The sequence below is a fragment of the Evtepia gabavorous genome (assembly GCF_003425665.1).
GTDB classification, from domain to species: Bacteria; Bacillota; Clostridia; order Oscillospirales; family Oscillospiraceae; genus Evtepia; species Evtepia gabavorous.
This window is the reverse complement of sequence record NZ_QQRQ01000051.1, coordinates 1-4,289: the sequence shown is the minus strand read 5'-3', so window position 1 is coordinate 4,289 and position 4,289 is coordinate 1. Positions and strand designations below refer to the sequence as shown.

Sequence of the window (4,289 nt, the reverse complement as noted above, 5' to 3'; positions counted from 1 at the left end):
CGTCCGCCACTAAGGATTCCTATCCGTTGTCCGAAAACTCCGTCAAGGGTCCTCCGTTCGACTTGCATGTGTTAAGCACGCCGCCAGCGTTCATCCTGAGCCAGGATCAAACTCTCAATAAAATGGTATCTAAACAGCGGCTCTCGCCGCTATTCAAATCAATTCATTGATCGCTAATCATTAGCTTCAAAGAAATAAAACGTTGCCCCACAAAGCCTTAAGCTTCATGGACAACTTCTACTTGTCCGTTTTGGTGCTTCGTGTTTCTTACTTACGTTGTTTAATTTACAAGGTGCACACCGCTTCTGCGGGGTAAGCTGTATTTTATCACAGCTTCGACGCTTTGTCAAGAAATTTTTTCCGTTTTTTTCAAACTTTTTTCATTTCCTGACCTCTTGTCGGCCCGTGTCTCGCGATAGCTTTGATAGAATACCACGCCTCCCCTGGAATGTCAACCCTTATTTTTCATTTTCTTTCTCTTTTTTTCGAAATCCTGTCTCCCCTTCAGACGGTCCCACGGGAATTTGAATCTCTGTTACAAACTTCTCTGTGTCGCTGGTCATCCCATCGTCAATCATTGTGATCTCTTTTGAGGGCCCAAGAATCTCCAATCTCTCCCGCCGAATATACTCCATCAGACGCCGGTAGTATCCCTCCGCCTCCCGATGGCTGCCCCGAAAGCGCACGGTGAGGCAGCGCTCTGGCGGAAGCGCTTCCTCTTTCCCCTGATAGACATCTTCCTGGTCCAGGAGAAGAAACACCCGGTCATATTCTGTGTACGTCCCTTCCTCCAGCCGCGCCCGGGAGATTCCCACGCCTACCTTCCCCAGAAAAACCACAGACTCCTGCGCAGGCTGCTCCAGCTGCCGAATAGAGGGCTCTAAATCCAGATAGGTTTTGGGGGTCAGGGTGTCGTGAAGCCAGGCAATCCGCCGGGCCGGCATATCGACCTGCCGGATCACATCCAGCTCTGAGGCCAGCGCATCCTGAATCTGCCGCAAGCGGTTTTCTATCTTTCGCTGCACAATCTCCAGCGCCCGCTGTTTCTGGACAACCACCTCTTTCTGCTGCTGGAGCATCTCCTGTATCTTTTCCACTTCCCGGTTTTGGAGAAATTCCCGTATCTGCTCCAACGGCATTTCCAGCACCCGCAGATAGCGGATGGTATTCAGGCACTCCAACTGCCGGGTGCTGTAATACCGGTATCCTGTATCCGGCGCCACAAATTCCGGCGCCAGGAGGCCGATCTTCTCATAATGGCGCAGAGTCCCTACGCTGACCCGGAACATCTTTGCCACCTCACCGATGGGAAAGAGCTCTCGATTTTCTTTTGCCATCCTGCTTCCCCTCCCAAAGTATATAGAGCAGAGTATACAGTGCCATAATCCCCGACACCACAGGCGCCACGGTCCCCAGCATACCCAGGTCCTGGGAAAAATGGCCGCTCACAAACCAGACCAAGGGAATCCGCAGACACAGTGCGCCGAAGGTGCAGCTGACCATGGTCCAAAGGGTCTTGGCCCGTCCGTTCAGGTAGCCGTTGAGGCAAAACACAAAGGCCACCATAATATAATCATAACTGCATGCCCGGAAAAATGGAACCCCCGCTGCAATCACTCCACTGTCCTCTGAAAACAGGGCAATCATCGTCTCCGGACTCACCTGTGCCCAGGTCCAGAAGGCGCAGGCGGCAAGAAGGGCAAAACTCAGCCCGTACCACAACGATTTCCTCGCTCGTTCCGGCTTCCCTGCCCCCATGTTCTGGGCGGTAATGGCCGCCAGCGCATTGGCGATGGAGGTCGCAGAGAGCATGGAAAACACGTCGTACTTGCTCCCAATGCCCACCACAGCCGCGGCATACACCCCGCAGTGGTTCATCACAGCGGTGAGATAAAGGAAGGAAATCCGTACCATGAGCTCCTGAAAGGAGATAGGGATACCCACCCTGGCCAATTCCTTGGCCATCGCAGGGTCGATCCGAAAGCTGGCGGGCTTAAAATCAAAGAGAAACCGCTTCCTTTTCAGATACCCAATCCCAATGGCCATGCTGACCCCCTGGGAAAGCACCGTCGCCAACGCGGTCCCCCCTGCCCCCAGGCCCACGTACTTGACGAAAAGAAAATCCAGCAGGATATTGACCACACAGGCCACCCCCACAAAATACATGGGACGGACTGAGTCCCCGTAGCCCCGGAGCACGGCGCTGAGCGAATTGTAGCCGCAGATGAAAAAATTCCCCCACGCACAGATGGCCACATATTCCATGGTCGCCTCAAAGGATTCCGCCGGGGTATTCAGCAGAGTCAGCAGCGGCGCCTCAAACAGCAGCATCAGCGCCGTCAGGGCCAGGGCCACCAACGCGAAAATGGACAGGGTGGTCCCTATGGCCGTTTTTACCTTATCCCACCGCTCCATCCCGGTGTATTTCCCAATGAGGATGGTCCCTCCCAAGGTCAGTCCCGTCACCAAACTGGTGACAATCTGGGTCACCTGGGTCCCTGTGGACACCGCCGCCACACTTTGAGCGTCGCAGTACTGCCCTACCACAAAGAGGTCCACCGCCCCATAGAGGGACTGGAGCACATTGGCCAGCAAAAACGGCAGCGTAAAGGTCACCAGTGCCTTGACCACACTTCCCTTGGTCAGCGCGTTGGGTGCTTGTTCCATCTCTCACCATCTCCTTTGCCCGCCCATTATCCAGTCTACTATTATTGTAGAGTCAAGTCCAAGCTTCCCTTCTGTTCCCCGGGAACAGAGACTGCTTCCCGCCATCCAGCTTCTTCCTGGCCTCTTCGTCCTTCTTCACTTTGCATTTCTTTTCCTCCTATGGTACAATAAAAAAATCCTACGCAACCATTTTATTGTCAAAAATCCAACCAACACAAGACGCAAAGGAGACCGCTTATGAAATCCATCCTTCGACGAATCACTGCACTGGCGCTCTGCGCGGTCCTGCTCTGTTCCACGGCTCTGGCCTCGGATGCTTTGGGCGGGAAAATCTATGGATACACCTTGGACATTTGTGACGACACCACGCTTACGCGGGAAGTCATGTGGAGTTCCTCCCGTTCCGACCTGCGGACGGAAAATTATGTCACTTACAAGCCCTCTGACAGCATCTCCCCCGTGGTGAGCTTCGGCAGCTCCATCCCGGACAAGCAGACCGTCACCTCCATGGCCAAGGCCCTGGAAAAGAACGGGCGCCGCGTTCTCAGCGGCATCAACGGTGACTACTTTGTCATGGCCACAGGAGACCCCTTGGGCATTGTGATCACGGACGGCGTCCTCCGCTCCTCCGCCTCCTACCTCCACGCCATCGGCTTTAACGCCGACGGCTCTGCCGTCATCGGCACCCCTAACCTGAGCCTGATGGCGGATTTCAAGGGGCAGTCCTTGAAGATCGCAGACATCAACAAGATCCGCACCAACACCGGCTTCTATCTGTTTACCGATGACTTTGGCAACACCACCAAGAACACCCAAAAGGGGGTGGATGTGATCCTCGCCCCCAACACCCCGGGGGATCAATTAAAGATCGGCGGCACCGTCTCCTGCACCGTGGAGCAGGTCATCGAGGCCTCCGGCGCCACCGCCATTCCCGATGGCAAGTTCATCATGTCTATCTCCAACAAAAGCGGGGAATGGCTTCAGGAGACCATTCGCTCCCTCCAGGTGGGCGATACAGTGGACATCAACATCTCCAGCGAAGACACCCGCTGGAACAACGTCCAGCACGCTGTGGGCGCCATGTATTGGATTCTGAAAGACGGCAAGGTGGACACCAGCATCTCCGACGGGGCCTCCGCCCCCCGCACCGCGGTGGGAGTGAAACCGGATGGCAGCGTTGTCTTCTATACCATCGACGGCCGCCAGAGCGGCCTGAGCGTCGGCGCCACCATTCAAATGGTGGCCCAGCGGCTCCAGGAGCTGGGCTGTGAAAACGCGGTTCTTTTGGACGGCGGCGGTTCTACCACGCTGGTTTCTACGTATCCCGACTTCGGTACATCCTCTACCATCAACAGCCCCTCAGAGGGAACCCCCCGCTCTGTTTCCAACGCCATCTTCCTGCTGTCCAACCTGAACCCCACCGGGACAGCCGGTTCCCTCTACGTCACCCCCAAAAGCCTGACCCTTCTGCCCGGCGCCACCACCCAGTGCGTGGCCTCCGCCATGGACACCGGCTGGTATCCCATGGACACCCTCCCCGGCGATGTAACCTGGTCCTCGGCGGATAACGCGGTCAGTGCCAGCGGACTCTTTACCGCGCCGGCGGCTCCAGGCGTCTACCA

General features: G+C 55.9%; 3 protein-coding genes and 1 rRNA gene. 1 reads left to right on the top strand and 3 read right to left on the bottom strand.

Annotated elements, in window-relative coordinates; translation table 11 throughout:
* The 3 genes from DV520_RS11945 to DV520_RS11935 all read right to left on the bottom strand — a co-directional run.
* A 16S ribosomal RNA gene (locus DV520_RS11945) occupies window positions 1-122 on the bottom strand; the annotation flags it as partial.
* Between the two features lie 336 nt (window positions 123-458).
* A complete protein-coding gene (locus tag DV520_RS11940; protein WP_117143009.1) occupies window positions 459-1,337 on the bottom strand; it encodes a MerR family transcriptional regulator in 879 nt (292 codons plus the stop codon).
* On the bottom strand, window positions 1,300-2,667 hold the full coding sequence (locus DV520_RS11935; RefSeq protein WP_021918680.1) for an MATE family efflux transporter: 1,368 nt from the start codon (window positions 2,665-2,667) through the stop codon (window positions 1,300-1,302). Before DV520_RS11935 ends, DV520_RS11940 begins: the two co-directional genes overlap by 38 nt.
* Before the next feature lie 237 nt (window positions 2,668-2,904).
* Here DV520_RS11935 and DV520_RS11930 point away from each other — a divergent pair.
* Window positions 2,905-4,289 (top strand): phosphodiester glycosidase family protein (locus DV520_RS11930; RefSeq protein WP_133308873.1); only part of this gene is annotated, 1,385 nt, incomplete at its 3' end.